We start from the raw sequence: 19,553 nt of genomic DNA, 5'->3' as shown, positions 1-19,553 counted from the left end.
GAAGTGTCACATCGCGTCAGGGGCCTCGATCCCGAGCAGGCCGAGTCCATCCTGCAACACCTTCCACGTCGCCGTGCAGAGGGCTATCCGGCTCGCCCTGGTCTGGCCGTCACTGGTCAGGACCGGACACCGCTCGTAGAAGACGGACAGTGCGGACGCGACCTCGTAGAGGTAAGTGCACAGCCGATGCGGCTGCAGGGTGTCGGCGACCTGGGCGACCGTGCTCGCGAAGCCGGTCAGCAGCAGGGCAAGCCGCTCCTCGGCCGGGTCCTTGAGCTCGACCACCTCACCGCCTTCGGAGCCCGCCTTGCTGAGGAGCCGAGTCAGCCGGGCGTGGGCGTACTGCAAGTACGGCCCGGTGTTGCCGGTCATGGCGACCATCCGGTCCAGGTCGAACACGTAGTCGTTACCACGGTCGCTGGACAGGTCGGCGTACTTGACGGCACCGATCCCGACCGCCCGCGCGGTCGCCTGCCGATCGATGCCCGCTCTGCCTTCAAGCAGCGCATCCGCCCGTTCGACGGCGTCGTCGAGGAGCGTGGTCAGCTTCACCGTGCCACCGGCCCTTGTTTTGAAGGGTTTTCCGTTCGGTCCGAGCACCGTGCCGAAGGACACGTGTTCGGCTGGAATTGCCGGCGGCAACCAACCGGCGGTCCGGGCGAGCGTGAAGATCTGGTCGAAGTGCAGGGCTTGCCGATGGTCGACGACGTACACGATCCGGTCGGCGTGCAGGGTGTTCACCCGGTGCCGGATGGCGGCGAGATCGGTCGCGCTGTAGCCGAAGCCACCGTCGGACTTCCGCACGATCACCGGCAGCGGCTGGTTGTCCCGACCGACGAAGCCCGGCAGGAACGCACACAGCGCACCGTCGGATTCGGTCAGCAGGCCGGCTTCGGTCAGCTCGTCGACGATCGTCGGCAGGTCATCGTTGTACGCACTCTCGCCGACCACATCCGCCCGCTGCAGATTGGAGCCGAGAAGCGCGTAGACCTGCTCGAAGTCGTCCAGCGACACGTCGACCATCCGCTGCCAGATCGCCCGCGTCTCCGGATCACCGGACTGCAGCAGCACCACCCGTCTCCGGGACAGGTCGGCGAAGGTGCCGTCGGCATCGAAGTGCTTCCGGCTCCGCTCGTAGAGCAGCTGCAATCCCCGCAGATCAAGGGATTTCGCGTCGAGCCTCTCCTCGAGCAACTGCTCGATCATCATTCCGTACTGCGTGCCCCAGTCGCCGACGTGGTTCTGCCGGATGACGTCGTACCCGACGTACCGCAGCACGTTGCAGAGCGCGTCGCCGATCACCGTGGACCGCAGGTGGCCGACGTGCATCTGCTTGGCCACGTTCGGCTGGGAGTAGTCGACGACGACCCGCTGGTTCCTCGGCCCGAAGGTGGTCGGCCGGTTGACCGCGGCCGCGAGCGTCTTCGGGCTGAGGGTCAGGTTGATGAAACCTGGCCCTGCGATGGCCGGCGTATCGCAGAGATCGTCGATGTCGAGCGCCGCGATCAGACGTGCGGCGACGTCCCGTGGCGGTTCGTGCAGCAGGTTGCCGAGCCGGAGCGCGAGATTGCTCTGGTAGTGGCCGAACTCGGGTTTCGTCGCCGACCGCAGTTCGGGATCGAGGTCGGCGTACGACGAACCGAAGGCGGCCGCGGCGGCGGCGGACAGTCTGGCGGCCAGGACAGGCAGAACAGCGGACATGATGAAGTCCTTCAAGGAGACGCGACTGGAACAGGCTGGGGTGTTCAGACAGTGCGTCGTCGTCGCAGGCTGGAGCGCACGCGCAGGGCGTGGGCGAACTCCAGGCTGATCGACATGTCAGCCATTATGCATGAAGTGCGGCGATGGCGCCGCCTTGCGATCCGCGAGCGGCACGATCGCCGGTACGTCGGTCTCGCCGAGGAAGACGCGTCGTACCACTCGCTCGGCCGCCCGGCCGTCGTCGTACTCGCAGAACTTCTCCCGGTACAGGTGGTGGTGCTTGGCCGCCTCCGGCGAGGCGAACGCGCCGGTCCGGAAGGCGGCGTGCAACTCCTCGGCCGACCGCGCGATCAGCCCGGGCGGGAACTCGGTGATGTCGAAGTACGTTCCGCGGCGCCCGTCGTAGAAGCCCTTGTCGTCGACCAGCAGCACGATCGGGCGGTCCAGGTTCGCGTAGTCGAAGGTGATCGACGAGTAGTCCGAGATCAGCACGTCCGCCGCCAGCATCAGGTCCTCGACGCGCGGGTGCTCGGACACGTCGATCACCTTGCCGGAGTGCACATCCGGTGCCTTGGACAACGAGTAGTGCGTCCGCACCAGCACCCGGCCGTGCTCACCGGCCGCGCTCGCCAGCTGGTCCAGGTCGAGGTGGATCCCGTCTCCGCCGAGGTCGACCAGGCCGCTGGGCGTCCGGATCGAGTCGACGCCGTCGCGGAACGTCGGCGCGTAGAGCACGACCAGATGCGAGTCGTCGAACCCGAACCCGGCCCGGATCGCGCGGACGTCGTCGACGGTCGCGGTGAGCAGCCGGTCGTTCCGCGGGTAGCCGTACTCGAGCTCCTCGAAGTACGCCGGGTAGGTCCGCTCCCAGATCTCCGAGGAGTACCGGTTCGAGGACAGGTTGAAGTCCCACCGGTCGACCTGGCGCATCAGCTCCTCCAGGTCCAGGTCCTTCGCGGCCTCCGGGAAGAACCGCAGATCGGTCCCCATCGTCTTGAGCGGCGTACCGTGCTGGGTCTGCAGGTGGATCTGGCCCTCGCGTTTCTCCAGCTCCTTGGGCCAGTTCATGTTGCTGACGAAGTACGTCGCCCGGTCCAGCAGCTTCTGGTACGCCGGTGAGCCGGCGACGACGTACTCGACACCCTCCGGGATGGCGCTCAGGTGGTCGGCGTCGACGACCCACACCCCCCGCAGATGTGGCGCCAGTTCGGCGGCCTTCTCGTAGATCGCCCGCGGGTTGCACGCGAACTGCTTGAACCAGTACGCCGTGTAGGCCGCCAGGTTCGGGTCGAGTCTGCCGCGCCGCAGCAGCTTGCCGACCGTCTTGCGCGGACTCGAGACGTGCAGCACCTTCGCGCTCAGCTTGAGCGTCGAGTACGTCGCATAGTCGTCGTGGATCAGCAGCCAGCGCTTGAACCCGCGCCCGGTCCGGTCAGTCGTGTACCCCTCCGGCTTCCAGCGCTTCGCGAACGCATGCGCCGCGTGGAAGAAGTCGGCCCGGTCGTCGGGATCGATCCGCTCCGGCTTCGCCAGTACGGCGAGGATGTGGTCGAGCGACCGGTCGAACGCGAACCGGCGCCACCCGGCCAGCTCCGGATCGGACTGGATGAACGCGTGCACCTGGTCGTACTGGTCGAAGATGTCCCACTGCTTGCGGCCACTGGTGGCGTGGATGTTGCCGCCGGTCCGGTGCTGCCGGTAGTGCACGACGACCCGGTCCAGCGTGGCGATCCGCTCGGCGGTCAGCATGGTCGAGTAGGTCCAGGGCGCGTCGTCGTAGAAGCCGGCCGTGAACGCGAACCCGTGCCGGCTGAGGAAGTCCCGCCGGCAGGCCTTGTTCCAGACCACTTCGAGGAAGGTCAGGAAGATCGGCCGCTCGGCCGCGGTGAACACCCCCGCGCCTTCCCGGGCGAACGCGTCGTGCCGCTGGTTGCGGACAACGCGGCCGTCCCAGAAGATCCGCTCGTAGTCGAACAGCAGGATGTCCGGCAGCCCGGTCGCGTCGATCCGGGCCGCGATCGCCTCCAGCGAGCCCGGCAGGTAGAGGTCGTCGGCGTCCAGGAACAGCACGTACTCGCCGCGGCATTCCTTCAGTCCGGCGTTCCGGGTCGGGCCGAGGCCGACGTTCTCGTCCAGGTGCAGCACCCGCACCCGCGGGTCGGCGGCGGCGTACTCGTCCAGGATCCGCCCGGAGCCTCCCCTGTCGGCGTCGTCCACCCCGATCACCTCGAAGTCGGTGAACGACTGGCTCAGCACCGAGTCCAGGCACGGCCGCAGCCACGCCCGCGACGCATGACACGGAACCACGATGCTGAACTTGGGGACGATGCCGAGCGCCATGCCACGTCATCTTAAGGTGCAGCTATGAGTACAGACGTGTTCGAGCCCTTGGCCGGTCTGGAGGGGGTCGGGTCGGCGGCGCGGGCGGCGCGGGACGCGGTCGACGTACTGCTCCGGGACCGCGGGCTGCGCAAGGTCGGCTCGGACATGACTGCCGAGGCGCTGCTGCTCGGCGCGCACGCGTCCGCCGCGCTGGCGGGCAGCCCGGCGACGCTGGACGACGTACGGCGGGGTGCCGGCGACGGACTGGCTTCCGGCGCGGTCCGGATGACCGGCGAGCTGATGGCGCTCGCGCCGCGCGTGGACACCGCACCGGTGCAGGTCTGGACCAGACTGCACCAGTTGGCCGCGGCCGACCTCGGCCCGGAACGGGAACTGGGCCATCTGCGGACCAATCAGGAGCCGGTGCCGGACGACATCCCGGGTCTGCTGCCGGCGCCGCCCGCGGACGAGATGTGGGAGCGGCTGAGCGTGCTGGCGCAGAACCTGACCCGGCCGACCAAGGCGCCCGGCCTGGTCGTCGCTGCCGTCGTGCACGCCGAACTGGCCGTCCTGCGGCCCTTCCCGACCGCGAACGGACTCGTTGCCCGGGCCGCCGAACGCTGCCTGTTAGTTGCCCGAGGCATCGACCCGGTGGCGGTCACGGTGCCGGAGGCCGGTCACTGGGAGTTGGCAGCGACCTATGGATCGGGCCTCGATGACTACGCAGCGCGAGGTCTGACCGGAGTTCGTGATTGGTTGCTGCGGTCGTGCGAGGTCGTGTCACTCGGTGCCGAGCGCTCGCCGCTGGGGACCAGGGCCTGACGTGCGAACGGCGTCCTCTGATGAGAACGCCGCCGCTGGCACGTCATTCTGGTTACCATGCGTGCACCTGGTTTGCCGCCCAGGACAAGCCTGGGTCGAGCTGCCCGTTTGGGATGGGCTGGTCGCCGCGTGGGTGCCTGACTGCCGTGCAATCTCTACCGGATCCGAAGATCCTTTGTAGTTCCTTTGTACTCCTGAAAACCCTTCCTGTGAAGGGGATGCGTGGCCTTCATGGAGTTGAGAACAATGAAGCTACCTTCAGCTTTCAGGCCTCTCGACGGCTCCGGCGAAGGGTGGTTTCAGAGCTCCCGGCGGCTGCGCCGGCGGGCGGCCAGGAACAGCGCGAAGGCCGCTAGCCCGGCGACCGCGGTGGCTGCCGCGGGGCGTCGTACGTCCCGGAAACGGGACCGCTCGGCCAGGCCGACCGGCTTGCTGAAGTCGAGCACCGGCCAGTCCCGCGCGACCGCCAGCCGGCGCAGCGCCTTGTCCGGATTGACCACGTACGGGTGACCGACCGCGGCCAGCATCGGCTCGTCGGTGACGGAATCCGAGTAACCGTAGGAGGTTGCGAGGTCGTAGCCCTCGGCCGCGGCCAGCGCGCGGATCGCGGTCGCCTTGTGCGGACCGTACGCGTACTCGGCGATCTCGCCCGTGTATTTGCCGTCAGCAACGACCATCCGGGTGGCGATCACCTTGTCGGCACCCAGCATCGCGCCGATCGGCTCGACCACCTCGGCGCCCGACGAGGACACGATCACCACGTCCCGGCCGGCCGCGTGGTGCTGCTCGATCAGCTCCACCGCCTCGTCGTGGATCATCGGGGTGACGATGTGGTGCAGGGTGTCGGCGACGATCGCCTGCACAGTCCCGACGTCCCAGCCGGTGCACATCGCGGAGATGTACTCGCGCATCCGCTCCATCTGGTCGTGGTCGGCGCCGCCGAGCAGGTAGACGAACTGCGCGTACGCACTGCGGAGCACCGTCCGGCGGTTGATCAGCCCGCCGGCGTAGAACGGCCGGGAGAACGCGAGGGTGCTGGAGCGGGCGATTATGGTCTTGTCCAGATCGAAGAAAGCGGCCGATCGGGGCGGGCTGGAGGGCTCCATGAGGTCGAGCATAGGCAGCCGGGCGAAACGCCGAGGGACCCGGGCTTTTGTGTCGGCCGGTATCCCGTTAGACTGGTCGGCAGTGTGACAGTGACACTGGTTGGAACCGCCTGATCGGCGGGTCTGACGCCTGGATGACACGGGTCTGGTTCGCAATCGAATCGAGATGTGTGAAATCTGGTTTCGGGGGGTACATACCCCCTGACAGTGGCAGACTGTCGCCTCCTGAACGGCCCCCGGCTCCTCCCCCCGAGCCCGTGGCCGAAGACGGCCCCCGGTCACCCCCCCGCCGGGGGCCGTCGCCTTTCCTCCTCCGGGTTCCCCGTGTAAAGACCTGTACAGTTCTCGCTTTTTCGCGCGTGAGAGCGCGTTCACTTTATGCAGGGTCTTGACAATGTAGTTACGCAGTCACAGTTTGTAAGCCATGAACCCGCCTGCACACCGCCCCCAGGCAGCGATCATCACCGGCCTGCTCGCGCTTGCTCTGGCCCTCATGGGCCTGCTCCTGGTCCCTTCGACCGGGTCCGCCGCCACCAACCTCGTCACCAACGCCGGCTTCGAGTCCGGCAGCCTGTCCGGATGGTCCTGCCCGGCCGGCACAGTCACTACCTCCAGCCCGCACTCGGGCTCCTACGCGCTCCAGGCCAGTCCGAGCTCGAATGACATTGCCCGCTGCACCCAGTCGATAGCGGTCCAGCCCAATACGGCGTACACGGTGTCGGCGTGGGTCAAAGGGTCGAACGTGTACCTGGGTGTCGACGGTGGGGCCAGCACCTGGACCACCAGCTCCACTTGGAGCCAGCTGACCGTCCCGTTCACCACGAGTGCGTCGGCGACGTCGGTCACCATCTATCTGCATGGCTGGTACGGACTCCCGCCGTACCAGGCGGATGACGTCCTACTGGATGGACCGGGTGGGACTGCGGACACCACGCCGCCGTCGACTCCGGGTGGACTGACCGTCGGTAGCCCGACCTCGAGCTCGCTGCAGCTCAACTGGTCCGCCGCGTCCGACGCCAACGGCATCGACCACTACGACGTCGTCCGGGGCACCAACGCCGCGCAGAGTGTCGGCAACGTGACCAACTGGACCGCTACCGGGCTGAGCCCGAGTACGACGTACTCCTTCAAGGTGCGGGCGTGTGACCCGAGCGGCAACTGCTCGCCGTACGGCGCGACCGTGTCCGGCACCACCTCCAGCGGTCCCACCGACCCGCCGCCCGCCAGCGACCTGCCGAAACACGTCCTCACCGGGTACTGGCAGAACTTCAACAACGGTGCGACCGTGCAGCGCATCTCCGATGTGCAGTCGGCGTACGACCTGATCGCGGTGGCCTTCGCCGACGCCGACTCGTCGCGGCCCGGTGGCATCACCTTCAACCTGGACAGTGCCGGGCTGGGTGGCTACACCGTCGCGCAGTTCAAGGCCGACATCGCGGCGAAGCACACGGCCGGGAAGAAGGTCATCCTGTCGGTGGGCGGCCAGAACGGCACCATCTCGGTTGCCGATCCAACCGCCGCGGCCAACTTCGCCAGCAGTGCGCTCTCGGTGCTGCGCGAGTACGGCTTCGACGGGATCGACATCGACCTGGAGAACGGTGTCAATGCGCAGTACATGGGTCAGGCGCTGCGTAGCTTGCAGAGCCAGTTCGGCAGCGGGCTGATCATCGCCATGGCGCCGCAGACGATCGACATGCAGAGCACCTCGTTCGAGTATTTCAAGCTCGCGCTGGCGATCAAGGACATCCTGACCGTGGTCAACGTGCAGTACTACAACTCCGGCTCGATGAACGGCTGCGACGGGCAGGTGTACTCCCAGGGCACGGTCGACTTCATCACCGCTCAGGCCTGCATCATGCTGCAGGGCGGGCTGCGGCCCGACCAGGTCGGTCTCGGCCTGCCTGCGTCGTCCCGGGCGGCCGGGAGCGGCTATGTCTCGCCGACGATCGTCAACAACGCGCTGGACTGCCTGACCAAGGGCACGAACTGCGGCAACTTCAAGCCGAGCACCACGTGGCCGTCGCTGCGCGGTGCGATGACCTGGTCGACCAACTGGGACGCGCTGAACGGCAGCGCGTTCGCCAACCAGGTCGGTGCCCACGTCCACTCCCTGCCCTGACATGCACAGTTACCGACCCGCTCCGGTGCTGGAGGCGCTCGGTGTCTGCTCGGAGGACGAGCAGCTCTACCGGGCGCTTCTGGCCCGCCCGGAGTCAACGACGACTGATCTGGTCCGGGACACCGGCTGGCCGGCCACCCGCGTCGGCCGGCACCTGCGGTCTCTGCTGTCCCTCGGCCTGGCCGCGCGGACGCCGGTGCGCCCGGCTCGCTACGTGCCCGCCGTACCCGAGGCTGCTGTCGAGTTGCTGGCGCTGCGGAAGCAGGCCGCGATCGTCGAGGCTCGGCTGGGTGCTTCGGTGCTCTCTTCCGAGTTTCGCCAGCGCAATGCCTTCACCGTGGTCAGAGGGGCCGAGGCGATCGCTCAGCGGTTCTACCAGGCACAGCAGTGCGCTCAGGACGAGGTGCTGGTCCTCGACCGGCCGCCGTACGCCGTGGTGCCGATCGAACCACGCCGTGCGCACGGGGTGTCGTACCGGACGATCTACGACATGGCGTCGCTCTCGGAGCCCGGTGACCTGGTGGCTGCCAGGTCGGCCGGGTGCCGGATCCTGCGCGACGTACCGCTGAAGCTGCTCGTGGCGGACCGCCGGACCGGCCTACTCCCGACAGGTCCTGATGTGGTCGTGGAACTAGGCCCCTCGAGCCTCCTGGACGCCCTGTTACGCCTCTTCGACCTTCTCTGGCAGCAAGCAACCCCGCTGACCCCGTCGACCAGCGAAGGCCCTCTGACCTCCGACGACCGCCAACTGCTCTCCCTGGCCGCAGCCGGTCTGACAGATCAAGCCATCGCCCGCCGCCTGGGCGTAGCCCAACGCACCGTAGAACGCCGGATGCAACGCATCCTCAAAACCCTCGACGCAACCACGCGCTTCCAAGCCGGGCTTCGAGCCGGGCAGCGTGGCCTGCTCGCCTAGTCAGTGATATCGGCGACGGTGGCGTTGAGAGCCTTGGCCAGCGCCTCGGCGTCCACCGTGATGCCGACGCCGTGGTCGCCGCCGCCGATCGAGATTGTGCCGGTGATCCGCTCGTCGGCGATCACCGGCCAGGGATGCGTGCTGCCCAGCGGGGTGATCGTGCCGCGAGCATAGCCGGTCACGTCGAACGCGGTGTCCTTGTCGGGCATCGAAATGCGGTTGACGCCCAGCAGCGTCCGCAGCTTCGGCCAGGCGATCTCGCGGTCACCTGGGACCAGCACGAACCGGTAGTCGTCGTCGGACAACCGGACCACGATCGTCTTGATCAGCCTGGCCGGCTCGATGCCCCGGGCCGCCGCGGCCTCCTCCAGCGAGTTCACTCGGCCGTGCCGGGTCACCTGGTAGCTGAGACCCAACTGATCGGCTGCATCGGTCGCTTTCGTCACCCGATCAGTTTCGCACCCTGCTGGGGACGTTCTTCAGCAGTACGGCGAGCACCAGCGTCGCCAGGAACAGCACTCCGGCCTCCAGGGCGACTCCACGCCAGCCTGCGTGGCTCCACGCCGTACCTGCCAGACCTCCGAAGACAGACGAGCCTAGGTAGAAGGAGAAGAGGTACATGCTGGACGCCTGGCCCGTGCCCCCGCCGCTGGCGTGTGCCCGGGCGGGGACCCAGCCGCTGGCCACACCATGGACCGCGAAGAAGCCAGCGGTCATCAGTGCGAGACCGAGCACGATGAGCGGCAGCGGTGCGGCAAGAGTGACCGCCACACCGGCCAGCGTGATCAGGCAGCCGACCGGTACGACCGCACGTCGCCCGTAGCGGTCTGCGAGCGACCCCGCGGTGGCTGAGCCGGCCGACCCGAGCAGATAGACGCAGAAGACCAGGCCGGCCGCTCCGACGCTCAGGTGGTACGGCGCTCCGGACAGCCGGAACACGGCTCCGTTGTAGACGGCGACGAATGCGCCAACAGCGGTCGCGGCGATGCCGTAGAGCGCCAGCAACGCCGGATCCCGCAGTACTGGCCAGATGCTCACGCGACCTGAGCTTCGACGGAAGTTCCGCGAAGCGGGGAGCAGGAGCCAGACCAGTGCAGCGCACACGACCCCGACCATCGCGATGCCACCGACCGCGAATCGCCACCCAGCGATATCCGCTAATCCTCCGGCGATGAGGCGGCCCGCCATCCCGCCGACCGCCGTACCGGCGATGTAGAGGCCGCTGGCGCGTGCATGGCTGTCCGTGTGGACTTCTTCCCGGAGATACGCCATGGCGACCGCGGGCAGCCCAGCCATCGCGACGCCCTGCAGACCGCGGAGCAGGAGCAGGGTGTGCCACGTCGGTGCGACTGCGCTGAGGAGGGCGAACCCGGAAGTCGCGGCGACCGACCAGCGCATCAGTGTGGTGCGGCCGATCACCTCGGAGGCCGGACCGGCGATCAGGAGTGCGATGCCGAGCCCGAGAGTGGCGAGCGAGACGGTGAAGGCGCTCTGGCTGGGGGAGACGTGGAATGCGTCGACCAGCTCGGGGAGCAGCGGCTGCGTGCTGTAGAGCAGTGCGAACGTCGCCAGTCCGGCCGCGAAGAGGGCAATGGAGAGTCTGCGGTACTCCGGATCACCGGGCAGGTAGCCGGGCTCCAGGGCGGCGGACTTGTGCATGTCCTCGACGGTCGCACAGCTTGTGTGATACGTAAATGTCGATCTCAGCAGTAATCGATACACTTTCGGCATGCATGTCGAGGACCTGCGGTGGTTCGCCGTACTCGCGGAGACCGAGCATCTGACCGAGGCGGCGGCGACCCTCGGGACGAGTCAGCCGAATCTGTCCCGCGCGCTCCGGCGGGTCGAGAACGCCTTCGGGGTGAAGTTGTTCGAGCGCGAGCATCGGGGCGTGCGACTGAATCCGTACGGGCGGCTCGTGCTAGAGGCGGCCCAGGCCGGGACGGCGGCGGTGGACGCCGCGCGGCAGCGGATCGACGCGCATCTCGATCCGGAGTCGGGGACGGTCCGGTTGGGGTTCCTGCACTCGGTCGCGACCAGCCTGGTGCCGGACCTGCTGAAGGCGTTTCGCGAGGTGGCGCCGAGTGTCGGGTTCGCGCTGCGGCAGGAGCCTGCGCACGACATCGTCCAGGACCTGGAGAGCGGTGAGGCCGAGATCGGCATCGTCGCGCCGCGACCGGACCCGGAGGTGTTCGGCTGGCATCTGCTGGAGCAGCAGCGGCTGTGTCTGCACGTCCCGCCGGGGCATCCGCTGGCGGCGCGGCGCCGGGTGGAGCTGGCCGCGGCGGCGGACGAGCCGTTCATCGGGCTGCGGCCCGGGTTCGGGTTCCGGCGCATCAGTGAGGAGCTGTGCCGAGCGGCCGGCTTCACGCCGCGGCTGGCCTTCGAAGCGACCGACCTGGCGACGATCGACAGTCTGGTCGGCGCCGGCCTCGGAGTGGCCGTCCTACCGTCCGGGGCCGTCCATGGGAATGACAGTGGAGCCGTGTCCGTGCCGCTGGCCGGTGTCCAGGCTCGTCGCGAGATCGGCATGGCCTGGCGGCTGCGGACCCAGCTGACCCCGGCGGCCGAGCGATTCCGGACATTCGTCCGCTCCCGGCCGGTGACGTCCACCTGACTTCCCCGGCAGCGACTTCCGTAGCGTTCGTCCAATTTTCCCGGTGTCGACTTGCAGTCAGAGGCCTTTCCACCGCACGCTTTCCTCCGTGAGGAAGCGTCTCAGTTCGTTCCGGCCGAGCCGGCGACTGCTGTTCGCGGCTGGTACGGCAGCCGCGGCGTCGACAGTCGCGGCCGCTTCGGCGTCGGCCGAGTCGGTGACGGGACTGACCTCGCTGGGCAACTACGGGTCGGGCGTGCTCGGCGCCTGGGAGCGGCAGGCGCGCGCGATCTCGAGCGAGGCGCAGGTCCGCAAGGCGCGAGAGAACGACGGCGTCTTCATGTTCGGCGACAGCATCGGGGTCCAGGACGGGCCGGCGCTGGCCCTGCAGCTGTCCCAGCTTGGCATCAGTGTCGCCGTGCACAACTGGGCCGGCCGCCCGGTGACCCCGGCGGTCGACGCCCTGGACACCTGGGCGCAGGACTATGGCCTGCCGCACCGGATCCTGATGTCGGTCGGGTCCAACGACATCTTCACGCCGCCCGCGGTCGCCGCTCAGGTCGACCGGACGATGCAGATCGTCGGCGACGAGCGGACCGTCTACTGGGTCAATGTGCAGGCGGCCCGGACGGCGCACGGGCCCGGCGTGCAGGTCTCGGACCAGCGCAACAGCGCCTGGATCAACCTGCAGCTCGCCGAGGCGCAGCGCCGCTACGACAACCTCCGGATCGTGCACTGGGCCGAGCATCTGGCGGCCAAGCCGAACCGCCTGGCCAGATACCTCCGCGACGGGCTGCACCCCTCGATCCCGCTCGGGCGGAACGCCCGCAACGGCCTCATCGTCGACGCGATCAAGGCCGGCTGATGGCGCCGCACGGTTTCCCGTGCGGCGCCGTACCAGTTAGAACCCGGCGGTGATGCGGGTGAACTCCCAGTCGGGCTGCGCGATGCCGCTGCAGTTGGAGACCACACCGCCACCGGCGCAGCCGCGGTCGCGGTTCACCGACCAGAACGCCAGCCGGCCGAGCCCGTTGCTCTTGGCCCAGTTGGTGATGCTCTGCCAGGTCGCCGTCGTGGTCATCTCCTGCTGGTCCGACAGACCGTTCATCCCGGAGATGCCCTGGTGGGCGTAGGCCTCCGCGGTACTCCAGCCGAAGGTCGCCTTGAGCTTGTTGTTCAGGCCCTGCGACGCGCCGACCGTGTCGTTGTAGATGTTCGAGCTGCCGAAGTCGAACGGCATCAGCGTGAAGATGTCGATGTTCGCGCCGAGGGCCGCGGACCGCTCGATCAGCCGGTTGCCGTAGTAGTTCGGGCCGGTCGTCGAGGTGCCGAAGGTGAGGATCGTCTGGATCCCCGGGTTGTTCTGCTTGACGATCTTCAGCGCGCCCAGGATCCGGTCCTGGACCGCTTCGTTCTCGAACTCGTCGGTGTTCTCGATGTCGATGTCGATCGCCTTCAGGCCGTAGGCGCTGATCACCTGCTGGTACGCGCCGGCGAGTGCTTCCGGCGTACTGCAGTTCGGGCCGAGCTTGTTGCCCTGCCAGCCGCCGATCGACGGTACGACGTCACCGCCGGCCGCGTGGATCGCCGCGATCGCGTTGGCGTCCGCACTGCCTTGCAGCGGCCTCGAGCCGTCCCAGGCCGGGTTGCATCCACCGGACGACAGAATGAAGGCCATGGTGAACCACTTGATGCCGGTGGCGTTCATCACGGTGGTCGGGCTCGGCGGGTCACCCCAGCCCATGTACAGGTACGGCGCTGCCTTAGCGCTGCCCGTGTTGCCGCCACCACCTGTCGTGGTCTTGACCGTGATGCTGCCGCTCTTCGGACCCTCTCCGGCGCTGTTCGACGCGCTGACCTGGTAGCTGTACGTCGTGTTCGCGCTGAGTCCGGAGTCGGTGTACGACGTACCGGTCGGGCTGCCGACCTTCGTGCCGTTGCGGTAGACGCTGTAGCTGGTCGCGCCGGACGTTGCCGACCAACTGAGGCTCACCGAGCTCGAGGACGCCGTACCCGAGAGGCCTGTCGGTGCGCCGGGGACTGTCCCGCCACCGCCGCCTGAGCAGGAGCCGCCGTTGAGCCGGCAGGCCGCGACGCCGGGGAAGTTCCCCGGGCTGCCGTTGAACCCGAAGCTGACCGAAGCGCCCGGTGCGAGCGGTCCGGCCCAGCTGGGCGGCGTGAAGGTGTGGGTCTGGCCGCTGCTCGTGTGGGTCGCGTCCCACGCGCTGCTCACCGTGTAGCCGGACGGGAAGTCCAGTGCGACGGACCAGGTGCTCAGTGAGCTGGTGGTGCCGTTGGTGACGGTCACCTTGCCTTCGAAGCCACTGCCCCAGTCCGAGACTTTGGTGAAGGCTGCGGTGACTCCTGCCGCGTTCGCGGCCTGTGCTGTCAGCAGTGCGACGACCACTGCGGTGATGGCCGCTATGGCCAGAGAGATGCGTTTCATGATGCTCCGATCAGTGGGCGGTACGTGATCAGACCCGGCCCCAGAGTGCGGGGACGTTCGGTGGCTCCCAGCCGGTCAGGGAGGTGTGACCCTGGATGCACTTGTAGGTGACGCCGTTGTAGGTCACCAGCGCACCTGCCGCATAGGCCGTGTTCGGCGCCCACGGGGTGGCCGTGGGAGGCGTCGTCGGCGGTGTGGTGGGAGGGGTGGTCGGTGGAGTGGTGGGCGGTGTGGTCGGGGGTGTGGTGGGAGGCGTGGTGGGAGGCGTGGTCGGCGGCGTGGTCGGCGGGCCGCTGCAGCCTGGGGTCTCGGCGTTGACCGAGTTGACGACGGCGTTGAAGAGCGTGACGTTCGGGTCCATTGCCTCGAGGGAGTACATCATCGCGCCGCCCAGTCCGTTGCAGTGCTGGTAGTCGGCCTTGGCCTTGATCGACCGGGCGTTGTCACCGGACCAGAACGTGCCGTTGCTGTAGAACCACGAGGACTTGGTGGCGTCGTCGAAGTACGACATGGACGGGTTGTCGACGAAGCCGGTGAGCTCCTTGTAGAACGAGACACCCGGCACATTGCCACTCAGCGCGTGTCCGTCGGCCGGTCCGGTCGCGGTCTGGTACTTGCCGTTGGCCGTGCTCGGCACACCCTTCCATCCTCGGTAGTAGAAGGGATAGCCGATGGTGAGCTTGCCGGCCGGGAACCCGCCGGGGATCCCGTACGCCGGGTCACCAGTCGTCCACGCCTTGACCGCGGCGTCGACGGAGTACTTGCCCGAGCCCGGTGGGATCGGATTGCTCGGGTCGTTGGGAGCGGTGTAGAGCGGGTCCTGGAAGTTGGTCGGCCCGGTGGCCTCCCAGCCGCCGTGCATGTCGTACGACATCACGTTGTTGTAGTCGAGGTACTGCCCGATCTTGTTCGTCTCGATCGTGGCGATCTTGTCCTGGCCGGCCGGAGTGGCTGCGGTCAGGTAGTAGCGCTTGCCGGTCTGGTTGCCATAGGCATTGAGCTGGGCACGCAGTTCGGCGAGCAACAGGGTGAAGTTCTGCTTGTCGGCGGCGCTGTAGTGGTTGCCGACATGACCGTTCGGCGAGCCCGGGTACTCCCAGTCGATGTCGATGCCGTCGAAGATGCCGGCCGCCGTGCCGGGGCCGCCGAAGCCGTCGACCACCGGCAGGTCACCCTTGAGGAACATGTTCACGCAGGAGCTGACGAAAGCTTTGCGCTTGGCGTCGGTGGAGGCGGCGTCGGAGAAGTACTTCGAGTACGTCCAGCCGCCGATCGAGATCAGGATCTTCAGGTTCGGGTACTTCGCCTTGAGCTTCTTCAACTGGTTGAAGTTGCCCTGGATCGGCTGGTTCCAGACGTCACCGACCCCGTCGACGCTGATGTCCGCGCCGTACGACTTGCCGTAGTCGGCGAACGCGTCACCGGCGCCGTCACCGGCGTTCGGGTTGTTCTCGTCCTGCGAGGCGGCCTTGTTGGCCATGAAGCAGGTGTGGTCGGTCGGGTGGACGTTGGCGAACGCGTAGTTGAGGAAGTCCAGCTTGCCGGCCACGCCAGTGGTGACCAGGTTCTTCGGGTAGAACGCGTTGGCGTAGATCCCCCACTGGGTGAAGTACGCCGTCTTCACGCCGCCGCTCGTCGCTGCTGTGGCGGTGCGTGCTTCTGGGGTGGCCAGCGAGACGCCGGCGGCGGCGATCAGGGCGGTGGTGGCGACGGTGGCCGTAGCGGCGAGCATGCGCAATCGACTCATGGGCGGGTCCTCCGGAGCGTGGGACGGAAGCGGTCCGGTGAAATTTAGTTAAAGACGCTTCGAAAGGAACCGTAACCGTTCCCGGCGGGTTGGTCGCCGCCTCGTCGTGGCGGGTTCCCGCTCCTGACGGAAACCCGACAACCCTTTGTCCACAGGGATTCCGGTGGGGTGCGCGAAGTGGGTCCGGCAACGGCATCTTCTAAGGCATGGACACGAATTCACCTCCCACATCGGTGCTCTTGGCAACTACCAACGAGATCCTGCTCGACGACCTGCTCCGGCTGGCGGCGGCAGCCGCGATCACACCACTGGTCGAGCCCGACCTGATCGGCCTGCGCCGGAGCTGGCACTCCTGCTCGCTGGTCGTGGTCGGGCGAGACCTGGCCGAGCCGCTGGCGCGCGCCCAGCCTGCGCCCCGGCCGGGTGTCGTCATGGTGGGCTCCGCGCTGGACGGTGACGAGCTCTACCGCTGCGCCTTCGACGTCGGCGCTGACGGGGTGTTCCGCCTGCCCGACGACGAATCCGCGCTCGCCGGCAAGCTAGCGGACGGTTGGACGGAGCTGTCCGGACGGCTCTCACTCTCGCGTTCGTCGGCGGCTGCGGGGGCGCGGGTGCCACCACGCTCGCTTCGGCCGTCGCGGTCTTCGGCAACCGGCGCGGCTTCCGCACGATGCTGATCGACGGCGATCCCCTGGGCGGTGGCATCGAGCTCGCCCTCGGCATCGAACGCGACCCGGGCGACCGCTGGCCCAAACTTCTCAACGCCTCGGGCCGCGTCAGTGCCGCCGCCCTACGCTCCGCGTTGCCCTCAGTCGACGGACTGGCCGTCCTCTCCTGGGATCAATCCGACGTGACCGTCCTGCCAGCCGACACGATGAGTTCGGTGATCGGCGCCGCCCAACGCAGCAGCGATCTGGTCGTGGTCGACCTTCCCCGCCGTGCGGATCCCGCCGTGGAGGAGGGCTTCATCCGTGCCGCGGCAACCCTCCTCGTCGTGCCCTGCGACGTCCGCTCCGTCGCAGCCGCCAAACGCTTGGTAGGCCCTCTCCGCGCCGTAGCCGGAGACCTCCGAGTGGTGGCCCGGGAATCCCGCCGCCCCCACGGCCTCTCCGCCACCGACGTAGCCGCCCACCTCTCCTTGCCCTTAGCAACAAAAGTGACACCCGAACGCGACCTCCCGGTCTCGATGGACCAAGGCCGCTTCGACCCTCACCCCCGAGGCCCCCTGTCCCGAGCCGCCACCCAGATCCTCGACCTCTTCCCCATCCCCGAATCAACTGCAGCCTGAGGACCCGCTTGCCGGAGCCACTCGGATCGGAACCGCATGAACGCACACCCAACCCCCACCACGCTCCACGGCAGATCCATCTCGGCTCTCGACGGCGCCTCCGTCTCGCCCGAGCTCCTCGACCGTGTCCGCGGCACACTCGCCCTGACCGGCGCCAAACCAACCCCCGCCCACGTCGCAGCCGCCCTCCGCGCCGACGGCACCATCTGCGGCGACGCAATGGTCCTCGCAGTAGTCACCGCCCTCCGCCGCGAAGCCCTCGGCGCCGGCCCCCTCGACACCTTGCTCGCCGAGCCAGGCATCACCGACATCCTCGTCAACGGTCCCGACGAGGTCTACATAGACCGCGGCCGCGGCCTGGAACGCGTCTTCGTCCGCACCGGCGACGAATCCGCCATCCGCCGCCTGGCCACCCGTCTGGCCGCCGCCGCAGGCCGCCGGCTGGACGACGCCACGCCATACGTCGACGTCCGACTCTCCGACGGCACCCGCTTCCACGCCCTACTAGCCCCGGTAGCCGCCCCCGGCACTTGCCTGTCCCTCCGCGTCCCCTCCCGTCACGTCTTCACCCTCGACGACCTGGTCACCGCAGGCGCCCTCCCACCAGCCGGTACGTCGATCCTCCGCGACCTGCTCAATTCCCGCCTGGCGTTCCTCATCAGCGGCGGCACCGGCACCGGAAAGACGACCCTGCTCAACTCCCTCCTCTCCTTGGCCGACCCATCAGAGCGCCTCATCCTCGTCGAGGACGCAAGCGAACTCCGCCCAGACCACCCCCACGTCGTACGCCTGGAAGCGCGCCCTCCCAATATCGAAGGCACCGGCGAGATCTCCCTCCGCGACCTGGTCCGCCAAGCGCTCCGCATGCGCCCGGACCGCCTCGTAGTAGGCGAGGTCCGCGGCCCCGAAGTAGTCGACCTACTGACCGCCCTCAACACCGGCCATGAAGGCGGCTGCGGCACAATCCACGCCAACTCCGCCTCCGACGTACCAGCCCGCCTAGAAGCCCTAGGTGCCCTGGCCGGCCTGACCCGCGAAGCCCTCCACAGCCAACTCGCCTCAGCCCTCCACGCCGTAATCCACCTGGCCCGAACTCCCGACGGCACTCGCCGAATCACCGAAATCCAGACCTTCACCCGTCACCCGACCGGCACCGTCACCACTCATCCCGCCGTCCAATTCCACCCCAACGGCACCATCAGCCTCCTCCCTCCAGCCCAGCTCTTCACCAGCCAAGTTCAGCCCGGTCTGAGCGGTGCGGCATGAGCAGCGCCTTGGTTGCAGGGTTACTGGTGTTCCTCGCCAGCGCCCTGATCCTGCCGAAACCGGGCCGCGGCCTACACCGCCTCACCGATCGGCCGCCACGCCGAGACAGACCGGACGGACGCAGACTGACGCGCCTACCTTCGCCGAGCCGCCTTTGGCTCGTCGCGTCCATCGCCGCGGCGACCCTCCTCACCCTCGGCGCACAGATCCTGGTCTCGACCATCGCGATCGCCGTGGTCGCCGGCCTGGTCGCCGTACAACGAACCCAACACCGACGCCGCACAACAGCCGCAGCCCGCCGCACTCAGATCATCGAAGCCCTCGACGTACTAGCAGCCGACCTGACCGCCGGCCGCCCACCCGTCGACGCCCTAGAAGGCGCCGCATCCATCAGTCCCGACTTCCACGTCCCCCACGCAGCAGCCAAACTCGGCGGCGACGTCCCCGGCGCCCTAGAACTCGCAGCCGAAGCACCCGGCGCCACCGGCCTCCGAGCATTGGCCGCGGCCTGGCGCGTAGCCGAAGAATCCGGTGCGGCCTTCGCCGCCCTGACCGAACGCCTCGCCGACTCCCTCCGCGCCGACGAAGCCATCCACCGCCAAACCGAAGCCAGCCTCGCAGGGGCCCGCTCCACCGCCCGCATCCTCGCCGCCCTCCCCGTCTTCGGCATAGCCCTCGGCTACTCCCTAGGCGCCAACCCCCTGACCTTCCTCACCGCCACCCCCACCGGTTGGCTCTGCCTAACCACCGGCCTAACCCTCACCGCCCTAGGCCTCCACTGGACAACCCGCCTCTCCGACACCCCCACATAACAACTCGCCTGTCCGAGACCCCCTCACTCTCACCTGTCCCCGAGGTCCTTCATGCCCCCGACCCTCTCCGCAGCCACAGCTCTGGCGATCACCACCTACCTCCTGACCCCGCCCCATCCCAACCTCCGCCGCCTGACCACCCCGCCACGTTCCACCCGACCCCGAACACCCCGAACCCATCGGCTTGCAGCAGTCACCACGGCCATCGGCGCACTCCTGCTCATCGGCCTCCCATGGGGCGCCATACCTGCAGCCCTCGCCTTCTACGCAATCCCGCGCGCCTTATCCCGCCTCGAACCAACCGCCACCAGACAACGTGCAGCCCAGATCACCCGCGACCTCCCACTAGCCCGGATCTTTCGTGACCTCGTCGTTCGTCGTGGCGGCGGCTTGGCGGCCGGCGTTCGAGGTT

General features: G+C 68.2%; 15 protein-coding genes. 8 read left to right on the top strand and 7 right to left on the bottom strand.

From position 1 onward, the window contains the following. Positions 1-6: 6 nt before the first annotated feature. Complete coding sequence (gene argS, locus ACXC9Q_RS28875) at positions 7-1,701, bottom strand: arginine--tRNA ligase (RefSeq protein WP_457059775.1); 1,695 nt, start codon at positions 1,699-1,701, stop codon at positions 7-9. A 117-nt stretch (positions 1,702-1,818) separates the two neighbouring features. Continuing rightward, positions 1,819-4,041 (bottom strand): bifunctional glycosyltransferase/CDP-glycerol:glycerophosphate glycerophosphotransferase, encoded by a 2,223-nt coding sequence (locus tag ACXC9Q_RS28870; RefSeq protein ID WP_457059774.1) that lies wholly within the window; start codon positions 4,039-4,041, stop codon positions 1,819-1,821. Positions 4,042-4,065: 24 nt separating this feature from the next. On the opposite strand from ACXC9Q_RS28870, the gene ACXC9Q_RS28865 reads away from it, so the two are divergent. Beyond that, positions 4,066-4,845 (top strand): Fic family protein, encoded by a 780-nt coding sequence (locus ACXC9Q_RS28865; protein WP_457059773.1) that lies wholly within the window; start codon positions 4,066-4,068, stop codon positions 4,843-4,845. A gap of 299 nt (positions 4,846-5,144) precedes the next feature. Here the strand turns inward: ACXC9Q_RS28865 and ACXC9Q_RS28860 are convergent, their stop codons facing one another. Then, positions 5,145-5,963: an HAD family hydrolase gene (locus ACXC9Q_RS28860; protein ID WP_457059772.1), complete on the bottom strand. Its 819-nt coding sequence runs from the start codon at positions 5,961-5,963 to the stop codon at positions 5,145-5,147. 412 nt (positions 5,964-6,375) lie between these two features. Here ACXC9Q_RS28860 and ACXC9Q_RS28855 point away from each other — a divergent pair, with 412 nt between their 5' ends. Beyond that, on the top strand, positions 6,376-8,070 hold the full coding sequence (locus ACXC9Q_RS28855; protein WP_457059771.1) for a chitinase: 1,695 nt from the start codon (positions 6,376-6,378) through the stop codon (positions 8,068-8,070). Between the two features lies 1 nt (position 8,071). Next, positions 8,072-8,986 carry a helix-turn-helix domain-containing protein gene (locus ACXC9Q_RS28850; RefSeq protein WP_457059770.1) on the top strand — a complete coding sequence of 305 codons (915 nt, stop codon included), beginning with the start codon at positions 8,072-8,074 and terminating at the stop codon, positions 8,984-8,986. On the opposite strand, the gene ACXC9Q_RS28845 is transcribed toward ACXC9Q_RS28850, so the two are convergent. After that, on the bottom strand, positions 8,983-9,432 hold the full coding sequence (locus tag ACXC9Q_RS28845; protein WP_457059769.1) for an aminoacyl-tRNA deacylase: 450 nt from the start codon (positions 9,430-9,432) through the stop codon (positions 8,983-8,985). The genes ACXC9Q_RS28850 and ACXC9Q_RS28845 overlap by 4 nt on opposite strands. 4 nt (positions 9,433-9,436) lie before the next feature. Next, positions 9,437-10,645: an MFS transporter gene (locus tag ACXC9Q_RS28840; protein ID WP_457059768.1), complete on the bottom strand. Its 1,209-nt coding sequence runs from the start codon at positions 10,643-10,645 to the stop codon at positions 9,437-9,439. 70 nt (positions 10,646-10,715) lie between these two features. Here ACXC9Q_RS28840 and ACXC9Q_RS28835 point away from each other — a divergent pair, with 70 nt between their 5' ends. Then, positions 10,716-11,603 carry a LysR family transcriptional regulator gene (locus ACXC9Q_RS28835; protein WP_457059767.1) on the top strand — a complete coding sequence of 296 codons (888 nt, stop codon included), beginning with the start codon at positions 10,716-10,718 and terminating at the stop codon, positions 11,601-11,603. 88 nt (positions 11,604-11,691) lie between these two features. Continuing rightward, positions 11,692-12,447 (top strand): hypothetical protein, encoded by a 756-nt coding sequence (locus tag ACXC9Q_RS28830; protein WP_457059766.1) that lies wholly within the window; start codon positions 11,692-11,694, stop codon positions 12,445-12,447. A gap of 36 nt (positions 12,448-12,483) precedes the next feature. Here ACXC9Q_RS28830 and ACXC9Q_RS28825 read toward each other — a convergent pair whose 3' ends face one another. Both ACXC9Q_RS28825 and ACXC9Q_RS28820 read right to left on the bottom strand, forming a co-directional pair. Beyond that, the gene (locus ACXC9Q_RS28825) at positions 12,484-14,028 is read right to left on the bottom strand and encodes a cellulose binding domain-containing protein (RefSeq protein ID WP_457059765.1); all 1,545 of its coding nucleotides are present in this window, start codon (positions 14,026-14,028) and stop codon (positions 12,484-12,486) included. Between the two features lie 28 nt (positions 14,029-14,056). Then, entirely contained in the window at positions 14,057-15,775 is a 1,719-nt protein-coding gene (locus ACXC9Q_RS28820; protein WP_457059764.1) for a glycosyl hydrolase family 18 protein, read from the bottom strand. A 550-nt stretch (positions 15,776-16,325) separates the two neighbouring features. Here ACXC9Q_RS28820 and ssd point away from each other — a divergent pair. From ssd to ACXC9Q_RS28805, 3 genes are read left to right on the top strand one after another with little or no spacing between them, the layout of a single operon-like run. Further along, positions 16,326-17,063: a septum site-determining protein Ssd gene (gene ssd, locus ACXC9Q_RS28815; RefSeq protein ID WP_457059763.1), complete on the top strand. Its 738-nt coding sequence runs from the start codon at positions 16,326-16,328 to the stop codon at positions 17,061-17,063. A gap of 36 nt (positions 17,064-17,099) precedes the next feature. After that, on the top strand, positions 17,100-18,329 hold the full coding sequence (locus ACXC9Q_RS28810; protein WP_457059762.1) for a TadA family conjugal transfer-associated ATPase: 1,230 nt from the start codon (positions 17,100-17,102) through the stop codon (positions 18,327-18,329). Continuing rightward, positions 18,326-19,141 (top strand): type II secretion system F family protein, encoded by an 816-nt coding sequence (locus ACXC9Q_RS28805; RefSeq protein WP_457059761.1) that lies wholly within the window; start codon positions 18,326-18,328, stop codon positions 19,139-19,141. Before ACXC9Q_RS28810 ends, ACXC9Q_RS28805 begins: the two co-directional genes overlap by 4 nt. Positions 19,142-19,553: the final 412 nt, after the last annotated feature.

The sequence above is a fragment of the Kribbella sp. CWNU-51 genome (assembly GCF_054073265.1).
Note: the sequence above shows the minus strand (reverse complement) of the source record. Positions and strands in the feature narration are given on the sequence as shown.